Here is a 15,896-nt window from a genome sequence, read left to right as displayed (position 1 = left end):
ATGAAAGCACGACACGGATTTGGACAGGGCTACACTGATTAATTATCGAACTTGAGGCAAAAATCAGACCGATATTCTCTTTAGTTTCAAGCGAGACGGACGAAAGTTTGTGGAGACGCGATTTCAATCGCCGAGGACTAAGAACTAATCACTAAGATATCAAATTTCACCAAATAAAGCAGAGTCCGATACAGGGAGGCTAATTCTTGCTCGTTTTTAACGTAGCGTCGGATAACTTCCCCCACGCTGATCGCACCTTCGTGCTCGATCGCATCCAATATCTCCATCTGAATGTTAACAGAGATTCTTCTGTCTTGACCGAAGCTGGTAAACCAAATTGTTTGCAACTCTCTGAGAAGTTCTGATGTGGCGATCGCACCCAGACTCAGCATCATCTCATTGCTTAAACTTCTAGTCGCATAATTACCTAATACCCGAAACGGATCGTCCCCTAGGGGATAAGGCGGCTTCCCGGGTTTTAAAGGTGCTGACTCCGGTGCCGCAAGGCGAATCTCTGCTAATTCCTGCCACAATTGTTCGTAAGCAGCAATTACTACTTTCCAATCATAAATTTCCCTCGCCCTTTGTCTGGCATTTCCCCCCATCCGCTTTCTCAATTCGGGGTTTTCAATTAATTGGCACAACGCCAGGGTGCAAGCATCAATGTCAACTGCTGTGGCAAGGGAAGTGTGACCCATGTAAGTCGGCCAATTTAAGCTGCCGTCAAGATAATTTAGGGCTAAATCTAAACAAGATTCCGGGGGCGGGATGAGTGTGGGAATGCGGAAGCCGTCTATTTCGTGGCGTACAGATTCTTTGTATCCGTTCCAATCGGAGACTATGGCCGGCAGTCCGTTCGCCATGGCTTCTATTGGTGTCAGTCCGAAGGATTCTTGAATGTTGTCGGACAGTGAAATGAAAATGTCGGCCGCCGACCAAATATTTATTCTAATTTCCGGCTGTCTCCCATCTAAAAAAATAGCATTCACCGACGGACAAAATATTTGTGCGCTCTTTTTAAAGTCGGGTTCTTCTCTCGGATCTTCGATCCAACCGGCTTGAATTAAGTGGATCTTGGCCTTTGTCTGTTGTGATGCCCGTTCTAGGGCGATGTACATGGGTACCGGATGACCTTTTGCAGAAAAAGTCAATCGACCGACAAATAACACAACAATATCTTCGGGAGAAATGCCGAGTTCTTGTCGAAGTTGGCGGCGACTTTTAACTGCTTCCACACCCTGCGGAAACGCGCTGCAATCGACTCCTAGGGGAATAACGGGGAATTTAACCAAAATTTCCGGTTTACCGCCGTTGCGCTGGGCTAAATATTCAGACCACTCCCTCATAACTCCTTCTACTGCTGTTTTCACGGCTGTAGAGGTGCAGATCAGGGCGTCCCAAGGCTGCATGGGTGCGGTTATCAAATCGCCGATCGCCCCCATGATGTATTTTGTACCGATCGTGTGAGTAACGCCGCAAACGCTGTAGGCCCGCTGATCGACAAATCTGCGCGCCCACGCCATCTGCGACAGAACCGGATCGGGTCGGTAAATTGTGCCTGGTTGAGATAGCAAATCCGGTCGTTCCATCGGAATCCAGCGAACTTTCCGAGGTTTTTGCAGCCAAGGTTGGATGTGCGAACAAAACTCCTTAAAGGTTGTTGCGTTATCGGCGCAACAATAGAGAGAGTCAGCGGTTCCGTGTTGGACTAAGCTTTTGAGAAATCCTTCTCCGGCTGAATGACGCCCCAGAAGTTTTTGCCCTCCGGTGTGGTATCCCTCTTTGTTGTATAAAACCGCTGCCGTTATATCCATTCTGAGATTTATTGCTTGAGAGTTGACTGAAGAAGCCAGAGGGCATTCGGGTTCAGGCTTTGATGAAAACCAGGAGACTGTTGTGAATCAACCCCTTGCCGTTAGGGTAGCTTGCAGATATAGGATCGCCGCGTGTCTCGCGATCTCTTAAAGACGATCGTCTTAGATTACAATGCTTACGGCTAAAGAAGGATTGGCAAGAGCGGATTTTAGTGTTATTCTGAGGCCGATGCTTGGGGGCGATCGCCTTTTGGGTCTCCCATCTTATCCGATCCGGAACCAAACAGTGCCTGTGGTATAATGCTTTAGCCTTGCTAAATGCCCGATTTGCAAGTGCTTGATCAAAGGAGCAGTTCGTCGGCAAAACGTTACCTCACTCGATCGCGTCTTTGTCTTTAAAAACCGATAATCATGTACAACCCATCTCTGCGTCAAATTCCTCGCCACTTACCTGCGGATGTAATTCCATTAAAACAGCAATCTTCTCTTTTAGACTGGTTGGAATCTAACAATCGCCTGTTAGCAAGGGATGTCCAAGAACCCGACTATCTGCACGAAGAAGAAATTTCTGAACTTATGGCAGTTGACGACAGTCCTTACGATGATTTAGAAGAGGAAGTAGAAGAGGATGTGAGTGTAGGCGAAGAATAACGGGTAGAAGGGTGAAGAAATCAACCGGAAACAGGGAAGAAAAACTAAGAGATTTCTCAATCTCCTGTATCGCACCCTATTCCCCCATTGTCAATTGCTTATTCTCAAATAGTGTGTGGTGAGGAGTGTTATGGATAACTTTGTGGATGAGAAAATCCCTTTTAGTCTACCTTTCAAACTTACAGGCAAGAATTTATTCCTGCTGCTGGGTTTGGGACTCGGCATTGTAGCGATCGGTTTAGATGTAGCAGCGGATAGATTTTTGAATTTACCTGCATCGCTATTTATGCCGCTAGTTGTTTGTGCTTTAGTTGCGTCGGGGTTGGGCTATGCAGTTGTTCCCCTACTCCAGCAACTAAAAGCTGGACAAATAATTCGCGAAGACGGCCCCCAAGCACATTTGAAAAAAGCGGGAACCCCGACAATGGGAGGCATCTTTTTTGTACCTGCAGGGGTAGCAGTCGCTTTACTTTGGTCTAAGTTTAACTCAGATGTTGTTGCCGTATCCGCTTTAACTTTAGCTTACGGTTTCATTGGCTGGATTGATGACTGGCAAATTCTGCGACGCAAGTCGAACAAAGGTATTTCACCTCGGATGAAATTGGCTTTGCAAATAAGTTTTGCTGCTCTATTTTGTCTGTGGCTGATGTTTCATCAACCTGCAATTTCTACGAATGTTGCTTTGCCTTTCGGTTGGGTATTGCCATTAGGTTTGCTATTCTGGCCTCTGGCTGGTTTTGTGCTAGTTGCCGAAAGCAATGCTACTAATCTTACCGATGGTGTTGACGGCTTGATGGGAGGTTTGGGGGCGATCGCACTTTTGGGATTAGGTGCATCTGTAGCCTCTACTTCGCCAGAATTAATGATTTTTTGCGCTTGCATCAGCGGCAGTTGTTTCGGTTTCTTAGCACACAACCGCAATCCAGCCAGTGTGTTTATGGGCGATACAGGGGCTTTAGCTTTGGGCGGTGCGTTGGGTGCGGTAGCTTTATTAACAAATAGCCTTTGGATATTATTAATTATCAGCGGGATTTTCTTTGTAGAAACGCTGTCAGTAATTGCTCAAGTAGGTTATTACAAAGCTACAAAAGGGCCTGATGGCATCGGCAAGCGTCTGTTAAGAATGGCTCCACTGCACCATCATTTAGAGTTGTGCGGCTGGTTGGAAACTCAGGTTGTGGGAATCTTTTATTTAACTAACGGGGCGTTAGTGTTAATGATTCTGATGTTGACGGGAAACAGTTGAGAACGGATTGCGTGACGGATTGCACAGGGGATGTAAGAGATATTTTCTACTATTTGAAAGACACAGGCAAGATGCCTGTTCCACAATAACTGAATGCAGTTGTGGAACAGGCATCTTGCCTGTTTAAGGCTCAAGCCACACGCTTTTGGGCTGTTCCACATTTCTTAGTCTCTTAGAGAGGGACTTCGTTTCTCTAGTAAATAGCAGTTTCAACCGCTGAACAATCTATAATATTTCTAGTTAAGGCAATGGAAATCAAAAAAATCAGGGGCAATATAGGGAGAATTTTTGCTACAAGCCTTCTCTTGCTGGCTGCTAGCTCAGTTTTTTACTGGAACCTCGTTAGGCTGGGTTATGCTGTTCCAATTCCCTACATTTTAGACGTTTTCTGCTTAAATAACTGTCCGGCTGATGATTTAAATATTTTGCATACCCAATTCCCGCCCGATAATTTATTAAACTACGACAAGCCGCTAATACAAATTTTAGGCGAACCAGATAAGTTAGATAAAAACAGAATTTCCATCCTAGTTGAAAAATCAAAATACAGGCTGACTGTATACGATAGCAAAAAGCCAGTAAAATCTTATCCTGTAGTATTTGGTGGCAATCCCACAGGTGATAAATTAAAAGCAGGGGATTTGCGGACGCCGGAAGGTATTTTTAGTATTAAAGATATGTACCCTCACGAAAGTTGGTCAAAGTTTCTGTGGCTGGATTATCCAACCAAACAATCTTGGCGCAAACATATAAAAGCTAAGCAAGATGGTACAGTTAGGTGGGGCGACAGTGTAGGCAGCGAAGTCGGGATTCACGGCGTTCCTGCTAATTCGGATAATATTATAAAATATCGATCGAACTGGACTTTGGGATGCGTTTCGCTGGAAAATAAGGATGTTGAGGAATTATATCATTTTGTGCAGAAGGGAACGGCAGTAGAAATTGCTAAATAAGGTAAACTGGTATAAAACTTGTTTTTCTGAAGCAACAGGCAAGATGCCTGTTCCACAAGAACTTAATGAACAGTGATGTGTTTTTCCCGCAAGTTTCGGTGGTAGTGCCAGTTTACAACGGCGAGGGGGATTTGCCGGATTTAATTGAGTGCCTGCGATCGCAAACTTATCCGCCACACAGAGTAGAATATCTATTAGTAGACAACAACAGTCGCGATCGCACTTCAGCAATCATCGAAACTGCAGCTAAGTTCGATAAAATAACCATTCGCCACCTCACCGAAAATCAGATTCAAAGTTCCTACGCCACCCGCAATCAAGGAATTCGCGCCTCCACAGGCGAAATCATTGCATTTACCGATGCAGACTGTCGCCCGGAATCTGACTGGCTGGAAAATTTAGTTAAGCCATTCGTTGACTTAGAAATAGGAATTAGCGCTGGGGAAATACTCGCATTGCCCGGTAAAACTATTTTAGAACAACACGCCGATCGCCAAAATACTTTATCTCAAAAACATACTCTCGCTCACCCTTTTTGTCCCTACGGTCAAACCGCCAACTTAGCTTTACGGAGGCTAGTTTTAGAACAAATAGGATTATTTCGCCCTTACCTTACCAGTGGCGGCGATGCTGACTTGTGTTGGCGGATTTTGCGGGAAACATCCTATAAAATGTATTTTGCGGAAAATGCGATCGTCCGACACCGCCACCGTTCTACAATAAAACAGTTGCAAAGTCAATGGTATCGGTACGGCGAATCTAATAAATATTTGCACGAACTCCACGGTGTCGATTTGATGCGAGAATTCACAACAGGGGAATATTGTTATCGGCTGGCTAGATGGCTGTTCAAGGAATTGCCTGTGGCTGCTGCCAAAAGTGTGTTAGCGAAGCCCTCGAAGAGGATCGCCCGATCCGATCTGGTAGATTTGTTTAATACGCCGATCGGTCTAGTGAATGTTAGGGCAAGGTCGATCGGACAGCGCCAAGCGAAACTTCCTTTAGCAGCTTGGGACATTGAGCGGTTTTAATATTTTAGACAATTAATGATTGTTCGATCGCACTTGCGATCGACAAATATTCCTTTGTATGCAATCCGCCCCTCTATATACGTATAAGTATAGTTTATAGGTACAGATAAATATGCTGAATCAGAAATATGAAAATTTAATGCAATACTTAATATAAAATTAATAAGTCGATTCTGAAGCGCTCGGTTTGACGACGGGAACCAACTCAGAGGCAAATTCCCAAATTTTCTTTACTTCTGCCTTGTGGCTTTTGAGTGCTGTCGTCAGCGCGATCAAAATTATTCTCAGATTTTTAAATTTTTGTAACCTTTACAGGTAATGCCCATGGCTCAAATCTTACTCCAGACGGTTTGGTTTATACCTTGCTATCCACTCATCGGCGGAGTTCTGTCGATGCTGTGGTTTCCAGCAGTTACCCGCCGCACGGGGCCAAGACCATCCGGTTACGTGAACGCTATATTAACCTTGTTCGCTTTTTTACACGGCGTCATCGCCCTGACAGCTATCTGGAACCAACCTACGCAACACCAGTTGATTCCCTGGCTGAATGTAGCAGGTTTAGACTTAACTATTCCCGTAGAAATCTCTGCTGTCACCGTCGGGGCGACAGTTTTGATTACCGGACTGAACTTGCTAGCGCAGATTTATGCTTTCGGTTACATGGAAATGGACTGGGGCTGGGCTCGGTTCTTTTCTCTGATGGGGCTGTTTGAAGCTGGGATGTGCGGCTTGGTACTGTGCAATTCCCTGTTCTTCAGCTACATGATTTTGGAAGTTCTGACTTTGGGTACTTACCTGCTAGTCGGGCTGTGGTTCAATCAGTCTTTGGTGGTGACAGGAGCCCGCGACGCTTTCTTAACCAAGCGGGTGGGTGACTTATTCCTGCTGATGGGAGTAGTCGCCATTCTGCCGCTGGCTGGAACTTGGAATTTTGACGAGTTGGCTGTTTGGGCCCAGACTGCAAAGCTTGACCCCACTGTAGCGACGCTGTTGACTTTAGCTTTGATTGCCGGACCGATGGGTAAATGTGCTCAGTTTCCCTTGCACCTGTGGCTAGATGAGGCGATGGAAGGCCCGCTGCCGGCGACGATTTTGCGGAACACCGTAGTTGTGGAAACTGGTGCTTGGATATTGATTAAGTTGCAACCGGTGATTGCTTTGTCGCCGATCGGACTGAAGACAACTATTATTGTAGGCGCTGCGACAGCGGTTGGTGCTTCATTAATTGCGATCGCCCAAATTGACATCAAGCGCACGCTTTCCTATATAGTCAGCTCTTACATGGGCTTAGTATTTATCGCCGTCGGCACCGGACAAGCCCAGACAGCCCTGACATTGATATTTGCCTACAGCTTGGCAATGGGTTTGTTGGTGATGAGCATCGGTTCGGTAGTTTGGAACAGCGTCACTCAGGATGTCCGAGCTCTCGGCGGTTTGTGGGGAAAGCGGCCAATATCAGCGATATCGTTTATTGTCGGTAGCGCTGGATTGGTGGGACTGCCACCCTTCGGCTGTTTCTGGGCTTTAGAAGACTTCACATCTGGGCTTTGGCAAACTCACCCTTTCTTGTTAGGAATAGTGCTGTTTGTAAACGGCGTCACTGCTTTTGGCTTGGTGCGCGTCTTCGGGTTAGTTTTCGGTGGCAAACCAAAGCAAATGACCGAACGCTCGCCGGAAGTTCACTGGCCTTTTATCTTGCCGATGACTGTTTTAATGGGCTTTACTTTGCACGTTCCGCACTTGCTGGCGACGTGGCAGGTCTTGCCTGGGGCAAGTTTGAATTATACCGCCACTGGACTGCTAGTTTTGTCAACCGCGATCGGCATCGGTGCAGGAGCATTTGTTTACCTAAACGAGAAATGGGAAAAACCTGTGCGAATCGGTTCTCAAGCCCTGCAAGACTTTTTTGCTTACGACTTTTACACTGCCCAACTTTACCGCGTGACAGTGATATTTGCAGTTGGTTTGGTTTCCCAAATCATTTCTTGGTTCGATCGCAATATTGTGGACGGATTTGTGAACTTAATCGGTTTTGCAACGGTTTTTGGCGGGCAAAGCCTCAAATACAACGTTAACGGTCAAACTCAGTTTTACGCCTTGACAATTCTGTTCGGAGTGGCAGTTTTGGGACTGCTCATAAGCTGGCCACTTCTAGCTCGCTTGTCGCTGATTGTGGGCGGGTAAAGAAATATAATCTTGAAGATTTTAGGTGACAGTTTTCATCTAAAATCTTAAAAACATGAAGTCTTGAACAAAGATTTCAAACTCGTTCAAATAAGGGAGCATAAATGAACTCAGACCACAGACAATTCAATCTTTCCCGGCGCAATTCCCTCAAATTTGTCGCAGGTGCTATTGGTACAGGGATACTCGCAGTAGGAGCAGGCGCTGATTTGGCTGCACCCGAACCGGCAATTGCTCAAAGTGACTTGACTCCCGATGCAGCTCTGAAACAGTTAATGGACGGAAACAAACGGTTTGTTGACAGCAAACGCCAAAATCCCCACCAAGACTTTGGGCGCCTCACCGAAGTTGCCAAAACTCAAAAACCCTTTGCTGCTATTCTCGGCTGTGCAGATTCCCGCTTTCCTTCCGAGATTATCTTCGATCAGGGATTGGGAGATTTATTTGTCTGTCGCGTGGCCGGAAATGTTGCTACCCCCGAAGAAATTGGCAGCCTGGAATTTGGCACGCTGGTACTGGGAGCAAAAGTGCTTGTGGTAGTCGGTCATAAAAGGTGCGGTGCGGTAGACGCAACCATCAAAGGAGCTCAGGTTCCCGGTCAAATTGGCAGTTTGCTCGACGCAATTAAGCCTGCTGTAGAAAACTCAAAAAGCCAAGCAGGCGACAAGCTAGAAAATGCCTCAAAAGCCAATGTTGTGATGCAAGCTAACAAGTTGAAAGCATCTCCAGTTATCTCTAAGTTAATTGCGGAGAATAAACTGAAAGTTGTGGGTGGATACTACGATTTAGACACGGGGAGAGTCACTATTCTTTCTGAGTCGTGATGAAATTTGGAATTGATAATTGGGAAAAAGTTTAACATCTAAACTCTCAAATTATCAAAGACAAGAGGCTGCAAAATTGATTGTTCACTCTTCACTCTTCACTTCACACATTATGCTTAGTGCCTTGCTCTGGTTGCCCGCGTTGGGCGCTGCGGTAGTCGGGTTCCTGCCCGGAAATATCAATGGGATGCGTCTGCGTTCAATAGCCTCGGCTTTTGCGGCAGCTATTTTCCTTTTGAATATCTGGCTTTTGACTCAATTCGATCCAGCCAATCCGGGACTGCAATTTCAAGAATATTTGCCCTGGATTCCACAATTAGGTTTGAGCTACAATTTGGGCATTGACGGCTTGTCCTTGCCGCTGCTAGTTTTAAGTGCTTTGCTGACGCTATTAGTCATTTATGGCACTGGCGAAGGGATGGCTCGACCCCAGCTTTACTATGCTTTGATTTTGCTGATCAATGCTGGTATTGCCGGAGCTTTGATGTCTCAAAATTTGCTGCTGTTTGTACTTTTTTACGAAGTAGAATTAATTCCTTTTTACCTGTTGATTGCAATTTGGGGCGGAAAGCAGCGAGAATATGCTGCCATGAAGTTTTTGATTTACACGGCTGTTTCGGGACTTTTAGTTCTAGCGGGGTTTTTGGGTGTTGCTTGGCTGAGTGGGTCTTTAAATTTCGATTACACTGCGATTACCACTCAAGAATTGCCCTTGAACACGCAATTGATCCTGCTAACAATTGTGCTAATTGGGTTGGGAATTAAAATTCCTTTAGTGCCATTGCACACTTGGCTACCAGATGCTTACGTCGAAGCTTCGCCAGCAACAGCAATTTTGCTGGGAGGGATTCTGGCGAAGTTGGGAACTTACGGTTTAGTGCGGTTCGGCTTGCAGATGTTTCCCGAAACTTGGTCGATTATAGCTCCCGCTTTAGCGATTATCGGGACTGTGAGCGTGATGTACGGTGCTTTGAGCGCGATCGCCCAAAAAGATATTAAGCGCATGGTAGCCTATAGTTCGATCGGACACATGGGCTACATCCTCGTTGCCTGCGCGGCGGGTACGAAACTCGCCTTAATCGGTGCTGTCGGGCAAATGGTAAGCCACGGCTTGATTTTAGCTTTGCTGTTTTATTTGGTAGGCATCATCGAAACCAAAGTTGGCACGCGGGATTTGGATGTACTCAACGGTTTGATGAACCCAATGCGGGGCTTACCCACTGCCAGTTCCCTGTTAGTTTTGGGCGGTATGGCAAGCGCCGGAATTCCCGGTTTAGTGGGTTTTATTGCCGAATTTTTAGTATTTCAAGGTAGTTTTTCAGCATTTCCAATTCCAACCTTACTGTGCATTTTAGCCTCCGGGTTAACAGCAGTTTACTTTGTAATTCTGCTCAACCGCACCTGTTTCGGCAAGTTGGATAATGCCACGGCTTACTACCCTCCAGTTACGTTTGCTGAAAATATGCCGGCGCTGGTTTTGGCGGGCATCATTTTTGTGTTGGGAATTCAACCTGCTTGGCTGCTCAAGTGGAGCGAATCTACTACAAATGCAATCGTTGCTACTCTGCCGGCGGACAGAAATGCCCAAGTAGCTATTAGCTATCCCGTTGAACATTCGGCGATTTCCATCGCGTCTATACAACAAACAAAGTCCCCCGACGCTAACTAAGAGAATCTACTTGTTACCAGGCAGAGCCTGGTAACGCAAATCCGGAGGCTAAGCCTCCTATTTTCCAGTTCAGGCATGGATATCGGTTCCCAAGCAAAGCCGGAGAACCAGTTAAAGAATTGCAGCTTTTTGCAATAATTCAAAATATTTAGATTCAGTCAATCAAAGGAAAAAACAATGGTACAAACCCCTAATAAACCAGCAACTAAACTACCTCCTTCCAAGCACGAATTTGCGGAAGTAATTCACAGGCTGGAAGCTGGCGGCGCTATGATTCCAGATACGCCGGAAAATCTGATGCAAATCATCGCTATTTGGAAAGCTTACGCAGTGCCGATGGACTTTTACTGGCGGGATTTGCTTTACATCGCCGAACGAGTATTTTTGCACCCACTTCCCTTCTTTAAATACTTTTTACCCCAAGAGTATTTAGATTTACAAAATCACTATGCAGGCGACGGTGCAGATTTGCGGATATGGCGCGGGACTGGAAGTGTTCACCCCGAACTTTTGGAGTTCATGGAGAAGGGAGAAACAGGCAAATTGCCGCGGCTTTTTCACCATTTGTGGCACGATCGCATTAACATGGAATTTGCGGAAGAGTGCATGAGGTCAATGCTTTGGCACCGGGGCTTGTACGTGCCTACCAATCAATTCGATCCTTATTTGGACAGTGACGAATATAAGGCTAATGCCGATCGGGCAATTAAAGCTTACTTCAAAAAAGACCCGTTCATGCTGGCACTGCACAAAGCATTTCCAGAAATGTTTTTAGAACAGTGCCGCCAAATGTCTTATTACAGCAATCTCGGTTTATTCTGGGAAGTCATGGCGCCGGTGTTTTTTGAGGTTTCCGACTTGTACGACGAAGGGAAAGTTACCACAGTCCCGCAGGCGATGGATTTCCTAGTAAATGGCATATTTGCGATCGCCGGTCGTCCGATTTACCACCACGTTCAAATCGACGGCGAAACCTACGAAATCATCCCCAAATCTAAGGGTTTCACTTGGCTTTACGAAGCAGCGTTACCTTACGTGGAAGCTGTATTTTATCGCACTTCGCCATTCCGAGGCACCAAATCTTACAACGCTCAGGCTAAGGAAGTTCCTGACGACCAAAAAGACTTCCACTTCGGAGTGCTTTATGCAGACAAATTCCCCGTAGGTACGGCGGGGATTCCGCCGACTTTGCTAGCACAAGATATGCTGCATTTCCTGCCGCCTTATTTGATGGATTTCTACAAACAGCGCTGTCGCGGCGAAGATGATATCCTCAATCAAATTGGGGTGACATTTCAGCGATCGATGTACTGCGTTACTTCGGCGGTGATTCAAGCTTTGCGGACTGCTCTTTTGTATCCTTTAGATGACCCGAATCCAAAGCATTTGAAAGCAAATCGGGCTTTCTTTGAGGCTCAGATCGATCGCTTCTGTCGCCCGGAATACGGTATGAAATATGCTGCGAAGCTCAAGAATATCCAGACTTCGGATTACAGGTAAAGGATGTTTGTCGGAGGCATCTTAGTTTCTAAGTCCGCCAGTCCGTTAGTCCGCCAGGGGTTGAAACCCCTGGCTCAAAGCTCAAGTCGGTTGAAACCGACTGGGAAAAATGAAAGCTTTTTTAAATCGTTTCAAAAGTCCTATAATATTAAGCTACTTGGCATCATAATTATTCCTCTCTCTCTTCTTTTCCTCTGATTTCTCTGCGTTCTCTGCGTTCTCTGCGGTTTAATTATTCCCATACAACCGGAAACGATCTAACCAATAACAAATAACCAATAACTATGGACAGCAACGAGCTAGCCAAATATATCGAAGCAAAGGACGGGATTTCCAAACCTTGGCTGTTGGTGCAACTGCGGCTGAAAAAATTGCAAGAAAGGCGATCGGAGATTTCTGCGGAAGAGTATATGACAGAACTTACTGACCTTCACAAAGATTTAATGAATCTGGGGGAATGGTGGCTGGGAATCGAGGATGAGGTTTTCTAGGCGATTTGAAGAATGCTAGGTGCGGGGATGGGTTCACCTTCTTCCTGCCAAGCTTCTAGATACATTTCGAGCACTTCTTCGCCATGTCGGATGGCTTCTTCGCGGGTTTGGCCGTGGGTACATGGCATGACAACGCGCTCGGCAAACTCTGGAATTGTCACGAGGAAAAGTTGATCCTCGTCAGACCATTGGACGATCATACTGTATCGGTTCATGAATCTTCCTCCTTTAACTCGTCGAGTTCGGCTAACAATATTGCCAACTGCTTCTCTAAATAGCGTGGCACATCATCTCCGTCTTTGCCTGGAATTGTTAATGTCTTCCCAATCAAAGGGTGCTGCCATCTTTCATGGCTGCCTTTTCCGCGTTTTGGCAAATAAATAAAGCCCTCACGGGTAATCTGAGCTTTTAACTCGCGAATTTTTCTAGGCATGGTGATTGTCCATTTTCTACCTCCATTTTCTCACTTAGCCATTTATTTTAATTTTTCCTTTGCCCATTCTCGCAGTTGCTCGTCGGGGCGATCGCACTTTAAAATTTCTCCATCAAATCTTTTTCTTGGGCATAAACATCTCGTAGCTGTTGCAGCGCCGCCCCAGAAATGACCGATTTAACTGTAGCTACCAAGAGCCCCCACTCCAGCAAGCTGTCAACTGAAACAGCTTGTTTGAACTTGTACGTGTAGAATTTCGTCCAAAATGCTGGTGCTTGCTTGCTTTTCCAGCGTTTGTACCATCTGCCAAAATCTTGAGGTGCGATCGGCTTTACTTCTAAAATAGGGGGAAAATCGGCGTAGCTGACAAACCGGCTGATGCCTTTGGCGTGCACGTAAACCATGTAGCGACACCATTCAATGCGGTAAATCTCGTCTGCTGCGATATTGAACAGGAGTGCGACTGTTTCTTCGGTAACGAATCTCGCCAGGGGATGAAGGATTGGCGATTTATGAATTATTCTGGATTCTGCGATCGTCCGCGATTTTGCCGGAGTTTCTGATATCATGGCTGGTAGACCTATGGATATGGTAAATGCACTTTTGGATAGAGAGTAAATCTCTAGATATTTAAGTGCATGGGACAAAAAATGTTTGTTCCTATGGTTTTACAGGTGATCGCCCTTTAGTTTTCCAGGCCGGGGGGCGATCGCTCTTTACATATAAAATTTTACGACGCAATTGCATCAACTGTCAAGCATGGGTTTAGTCAGGCTAAAAATTCGGGAACTAGCGGCGGAGAAGGGCTGGACGCTTAAGGAAGTATCCGATCGTTCCGGGGTAATTTATAGCACTGTCAGAAGCTATGCTCGTCGTCCTGAAATGGCAATGGTTGACTTTACTTGCCTGCGGAAGTTAGCTCGGACTTTTGATGTGATGATTGAAGATTTGGTTGAGGTTTTAGAGGAATAGTCGATCGGCCTTGAGTTGTCTAGACCGGGGGCGATCGCTTTTTTGTATTTTTTACACTATAGCATGATTAACTGTAGTTAGTCAAACATTATTGTACTTAATCGAAATGAGGATGGTAACATCAAGGAAAGTTATTAATAGTTGATTATTCTTCGTGGCAAAAACTAATACTGCGATCGCGGTCAGTTCCGTGATTAAGGAAGTCATTCAAAAACAAGCCCAAGCGACAAGACTAACTCAGAAGGAAGTCGTGTACTTGGGAATGCTGGCAATTGATGCACTCGATAAGGAAAGCCGCCAAGAGTTAGCTGACAAGGTGCATCAGATGCAGGTGAATGGGGAAATTTGAGACGCGATGAGGGCGATTTCCGACGGGATAGCTACGCTTCACGCACTTCTGGGAAAGTAAGGCAAGGGCGCTCCTATGGAATTAGTCTACTGAAACAAATTCTCGTTTTTTTACCAATAAATTGGGGTCTTCTTCTCCTCAATAGGAGCGTTTTCCCATCTAGTATTTGTACCCGTTTCGGTGCTCTTAGCCCCACAAAGTCTGCTCAAATCAACTATCGTGCTATCGGAGCGCTGATAAAAACAAAAAGGTCGATCGTTGGATTGAGCTTGGGGTGGAGCAAAAATAGCAGGCATGGAAAAGCGCTCAGAAGACTGCCTTGGCATTGGAGATACTGGAACTTTCATCTCGGTGGTTGGCTCTGACGGTTTTGCACGGGCTGCGTCGGCTGTTACCATTCCTGACAGTAGCAGAAATGCAACCGAAAGCAGGAGGAGATTCGAGTGTTTCATATTACTTTTCGACAATCTTGCTTCTCAGACTATTGACAAATCCCAGCACTTCGGCTTTATCTGGTGGATTGACCCTATTTTTATCGAGAGCTTGGGATATATCATTAGCAAAAGCATTAAATTCACGGTCCGTCAGACCTCCATCCATTCCACTATGGGAAAGCTTCATAGTCCGCCCTGTATAAACACAAGGCCCCCCTGCTGCTTGGCAGAATTGATCCACTAACAACTGACGCAGCCTCTGTTGTGAGTTTGTGCCCAAGCCAATAAAATATTTACCAATTAGTGCGTCATTGAATATGAAAATTGCTGAATCATCAATGACCTTTGCGATCGCGTTGTAGCCTCCTAACCTAGTGTAGAGAGAGCTTCCTGAAGAACCTTGTGCAATCAGATCTGTAGTTACTTTTTCTGCTGATTCTTGTGCTGACATCGCCGGCGTAGAACGAGCCAAACTAGGGCTTAATCTGAAAGTAGTCACAACTATGACTGTGATACAAATTAATGTCAACAACATTGCCAAAGATTTACTGAGTTTCATTGAAAAATTTCCAATTGTGATGGTAATATGGTTAATTGAATCTTCAGCACTAAGTGATTTACAGATACATAGGCTTAAGAAGCAGGAAGCCTATGTCTAATCTCAACTAAACTTAGTCTTTAGCTCTGTGCGATCGTAAAAAGGCGAGGGTAAAGAGCGATAAATCGTCACATCATTTGATAACTTTAGCATCAAATTATCCTACGGTAGATTTTGTAATATTTCTTAGATAAGTCACCATTTGCTGATTGATTGACTTCACATTGTGTTGGGTATTGTCAAAATGCGGTTAAACAATTTGCATCGCAGCTAAAAGCTCAGGTTAAAAGTGCTACGATTTAATCGAAGTTGTTAATCTCCGGTTAGTTTTGTGACCAGAGCCAGTGCCCCCATTGCAGCCAGCCCCATTATTAAGGAACTTGTGCAGAAAAAGGCGCTAGCAACCTGACTAACGCTGAAAGAAATTATCTCTGTCGGGATGCTGGCGATTGACGAGTTGGACGAAAAACGCTTGTAATAATTGGCTGATAGGGTGCATCAGATGCAGGTGAATGGGGAGATTTGAGGGAGAAGGGCGATCTGGCTTTTGGTAGAGTGAAAAAGCCGATCAACCCTCAAGTCACTTATGCGATCGAGTTGCCCTCTAAAATGGGTTTACGTGCAACGAATCCTGCATGAGCTTTTGGCAAGTTGTACTCACCATAACTACGTAGGGCTTGCTGAATAATTAGCTAAAAGGTTTATACAGCAAGGCTTAGGGGATAGGGCGATCGAACAGATCGTGCA

17 protein-coding genes are annotated in these 15,896 nt (G+C 45.5%); 11 read left to right on the top strand and 6 right to left on the bottom strand.

Features of this window, described 5'->3' with window-relative positions:
• Positions 1–137 precede the first annotated feature (137 nt).
• Positions 138–1,814: a glycosyltransferase family 4 protein gene (locus QUA23_RS23430; RefSeq protein WP_333078488.1), complete on the bottom strand. Its 1,677-nt coding sequence runs from the start codon at positions 1,812–1,814 to the stop codon at positions 138–140.
• A 411-nt stretch (positions 1,815–2,225) separates the two neighbouring features.
• Between QUA23_RS23430 and QUA23_RS23425 the strand changes: the two genes are divergently transcribed.
• The 9 genes from QUA23_RS23425 to QUA23_RS23385 all read left to right on the top strand — a co-directional run bounded on the left by QUA23_RS23425 (position 2,226) and on the right by QUA23_RS23385 (position 12,363).
• Positions 2,226–2,465, top strand: coding sequence for a DUF3134 domain-containing protein (locus tag QUA23_RS23425; RefSeq protein ID WP_006631296.1), 240 nt, complete (start codon positions 2,226–2,228; stop codon positions 2,463–2,465).
• 130 nt (positions 2,466–2,595) lie between these two features.
• Entirely contained in the window at positions 2,596–3,711 is a 1,116-nt protein-coding gene (mraY, locus tag QUA23_RS23420; protein WP_333078489.1) for a phospho-N-acetylmuramoyl-pentapeptide-transferase, read from the top strand.
• Positions 3,712–3,959: 248 nt separating this feature from the next.
• The gene (locus tag QUA23_RS23415) at positions 3,960–4,664 is read left to right on the top strand and encodes a L,D-transpeptidase (protein ID WP_333078491.1); all 705 of its coding nucleotides are present in this window, start codon (positions 3,960–3,962) and stop codon (positions 4,662–4,664) included.
• Between the two features lie 65 nt (positions 4,665–4,729).
• On the top strand, positions 4,730–5,695 hold the full coding sequence (locus QUA23_RS23410) for a glycosyltransferase (protein WP_333078492.1): 966 nt from the start codon (positions 4,730–4,732) through the stop codon (positions 5,693–5,695).
• Positions 5,696–6,019: 324 nt separating this feature from the next.
• Complete coding sequence (locus QUA23_RS23405; RefSeq protein WP_333078493.1) at positions 6,020–7,879, top strand: NAD(P)H-quinone oxidoreductase subunit F; 1,860 nt, start codon at positions 6,020–6,022, stop codon at positions 7,877–7,879.
• 104 nt (positions 7,880–7,983) lie between these two features.
• On the top strand, positions 7,984–8,703 hold the full coding sequence (locus QUA23_RS23400) for a carbonic anhydrase (protein WP_333078495.1): 720 nt from the start codon (positions 7,984–7,986) through the stop codon (positions 8,701–8,703).
• A 112-nt stretch (positions 8,704–8,815) separates the two neighbouring features.
• Complete coding sequence (locus tag QUA23_RS23395) at positions 8,816–10,372, top strand: NADH-quinone oxidoreductase subunit M (RefSeq protein ID WP_333078496.1); 1,557 nt, start codon at positions 8,816–8,818, stop codon at positions 10,370–10,372.
• Positions 10,373–10,549: 177 nt separating this feature from the next.
• Positions 10,550–11,872, top strand: coding sequence for a CO2 hydration protein (locus QUA23_RS23390; protein ID WP_333078497.1), 1,323 nt, complete (start codon positions 10,550–10,552; stop codon positions 11,870–11,872).
• Positions 11,873–12,156: 284 nt separating this feature from the next.
• The gene (locus QUA23_RS23385; RefSeq protein ID WP_333078498.1) at positions 12,157–12,363 is read left to right on the top strand and encodes a hypothetical protein; all 207 of its coding nucleotides are present in this window, start codon (positions 12,157–12,159) and stop codon (positions 12,361–12,363) included.
• On the opposite strand, the gene QUA23_RS23380 is transcribed toward QUA23_RS23385, so the two are convergent.
• The 3 genes from QUA23_RS23380 to QUA23_RS23370 form a co-directional block, all read right to left on the bottom strand.
• On the bottom strand, positions 12,360–12,578 hold the full coding sequence (locus tag QUA23_RS23380) for a type II toxin-antitoxin system HicB family antitoxin (RefSeq protein ID WP_333078499.1): 219 nt from the start codon (positions 12,576–12,578) through the stop codon (positions 12,360–12,362). The two genes, QUA23_RS23385 and QUA23_RS23380, sit on opposite strands and share 4 nt — an antisense overlap.
• Positions 12,575–12,796 (bottom strand): type II toxin-antitoxin system HicA family toxin, encoded by a 222-nt coding sequence (locus QUA23_RS23375; RefSeq protein ID WP_333078501.1) that lies wholly within the window; start codon positions 12,794–12,796, stop codon positions 12,575–12,577. Before QUA23_RS23375 ends, QUA23_RS23380 begins: the two co-directional genes overlap by 4 nt.
• 98 nt (positions 12,797–12,894) lie before the next feature.
• A complete protein-coding gene (locus QUA23_RS23370; RefSeq protein ID WP_333078502.1) occupies positions 12,895–13,365 on the bottom strand; it encodes a hypothetical protein in 471 nt (156 codons plus the stop codon).
• Between the two features lie 190 nt (positions 13,366–13,555).
• Here QUA23_RS23370 and QUA23_RS23365 point away from each other — a divergent pair, with 190 nt between their 5' ends.
• Both QUA23_RS23365 and QUA23_RS23360 read left to right on the top strand, forming a co-directional pair.
• Complete coding sequence (locus QUA23_RS23365) at positions 13,556–13,768, top strand: helix-turn-helix domain-containing protein (protein ID WP_006631307.1); 213 nt, start codon at positions 13,556–13,558, stop codon at positions 13,766–13,768.
• 154 nt (positions 13,769–13,922) lie between these two features.
• A complete protein-coding gene (locus QUA23_RS23360; RefSeq protein WP_236506337.1) occupies positions 13,923–14,117 on the top strand; it encodes a hypothetical protein in 195 nt (64 codons plus the stop codon).
• Between the two features lie 110 nt (positions 14,118–14,227).
• On the opposite strand, the gene QUA23_RS23355 is transcribed toward QUA23_RS23360, so the two are convergent.
• Positions 14,228–14,569, bottom strand: coding sequence for a hypothetical protein (locus QUA23_RS23355; RefSeq protein ID WP_333078503.1), 342 nt, complete (start codon positions 14,567–14,569; stop codon positions 14,228–14,230).
• A gap of 1 nt (position 14,570) precedes the next feature.
• A complete protein-coding gene (locus tag QUA23_RS23350; RefSeq protein WP_333078504.1) occupies positions 14,571–15,110 on the bottom strand; it encodes a group 1 truncated hemoglobin in 540 nt (179 codons plus the stop codon).
• Between the last annotated feature and the right edge of the window lie 786 nt (positions 15,111–15,896).

This window comes from Microcoleus sp. Pol1C5, assembly GCF_036701115.1.
In the GTDB taxonomy this organism is placed as follows: domain Bacteria; phylum Cyanobacteriota; class Cyanobacteriia; order Cyanobacteriales; family Microcoleaceae; genus Microcoleus.
This window is presented reverse-complemented; position numbering and strand designations above follow the sequence as displayed.